The organism is Novosphingobium sp. 9U (genome assembly GCF_902506425.1).
Lineage (GTDB): Bacteria > Pseudomonadota > Alphaproteobacteria > Sphingomonadales > Sphingomonadaceae > Novosphingobium.
Genome location: NZ_LR732480.1, coordinates 1 through 1410, shown reverse-complemented (window position 1 = coordinate 1410; position 1410 = coordinate 1). Strand labels below are relative to the sequence as shown.

Sequence of the window (1410 nt, the reverse complement as noted above, 5' to 3'; positions counted from 1 at the left end):
TAGCGGCCGCGGTCGAAATGTAGCGCGGACGAGCGTGCCTTGCGTTAGGCTCGGTGGAGGAATGCCTCGAAGCCTTCTTCAGCCAACGCGCGTCGGAAGGCTGCATCGGCGTCGCGATCGGTTTCGAATGGGTCGTCCCAGACGATCGATGTGTTTTGATCGTTGACGACCTCGAGTGACCATCCACGTTCGGTGGCTATCTGGACGATGTTGACCTCCAGTCGTCTGCCGTTGCGCTCGATGGACCAGTAGAGCGGGGAGTCGATGATTTCGGGTGTGGATCAATCATCAGGCAGCCTCGTCGATAAGCGGCACGTTCCTCAGGCGCTTCCATTCCCAAGGCAACAACTCATGCAGTCTGCTCTGCGGGATGTCGGCGATACGGTCGAGGACATCGGTAAACCATGCGAGCGGATCGACGTCGTTGAGCCGTGCGGTGCCGAACAGGCTGAACATCATGGCGGCGCGCTCGCCGCCGCGGTCCGAGCCGACGAACAGCCAAGCTTTCCTGCCCCTGGCGACAGCTCGCAGCTCACGCTCGCCTGAATTGTTCGTCAGGCAGATCCGGCCGTCAGCGAGGAAGGTGGTGAAGCCTTCCCAGTCGTTGAGGAAGTAGGCGATCGCCTTGGCAACGGCATCGTGGCGCGAGAGGCTGGCGCGCGTCGTGTGCATCCAGGTCTCCAGCTCGGCGACGATTGGCGCGGATCGCTCCTGGCGAACGGCAAGCCGCTCGGCGGCAGGCTTGCCGTTGATGTCGCGCTCGATAGCGAAGAGCGGATTGATTATGACCAGCGCCTCGGCTGCCAAGGGAGAGATGAGCGGCGCCGCACCGTTCTTGCGCTTCTTCTGCTGCTTGATGTCAACGAGCTTGAAGAACTCTCGGCGACCATGTGCCCAGCAGTTTGCGCGTGTCATCGGCTGCTCGACGCGGCCGTCGCGGAACAGCTCGTTGAAGCCGGCAAACCTGTCGACCTGAAGGATTCCGCTGTAGCCGGCCAGATGTGCCCGCGGATGCTCGCCCTTGCGGTTACGCGAGTAGTAGCACAGCGCCACCGGCGGTGCCGGGCCGCCAAACGGGCGATCGTCGCGCACATAATCCCAGATCCGTGCTACCTCCGTCTTGTGCTTGGCGAGCAGCGGCACCGTGGTGTCGTCGGCGTGCAGCCGGTCTGCCGCAAGCGCGTGGGCTTCCAGAAGCAAGGACAGTGGTTTCACGGCGACTGAGATCGCCCCGATCTGATCCGCCAGCGTCGAGAGGCTCAACGGGATACCCTCTCTCTCGAGGCGATCACGCTGGCTGTTGAGTGGCTGGTGCAGCCCGTATTTCTGGAAGGCGAGGTTTGCCAGGAAGTGCGGGCCGAACATCCCGCGCGGGGTTACGGGGAACGGTGCCGGAGGCTGGCTGATCTT

General features: G+C 63.0%; 1 protein-coding gene. It reads right to left on the bottom strand.

Annotation, left to right across the window (positions count from 1 at the left end):
• Positions 1-288: 288 nt before the first annotated feature.
• The coding region (locus GV044_RS13735) for an IS66 family transposase (protein WP_159871760.1) at positions 289-1410 on the bottom strand (1122 nt) is incomplete at its 5' end.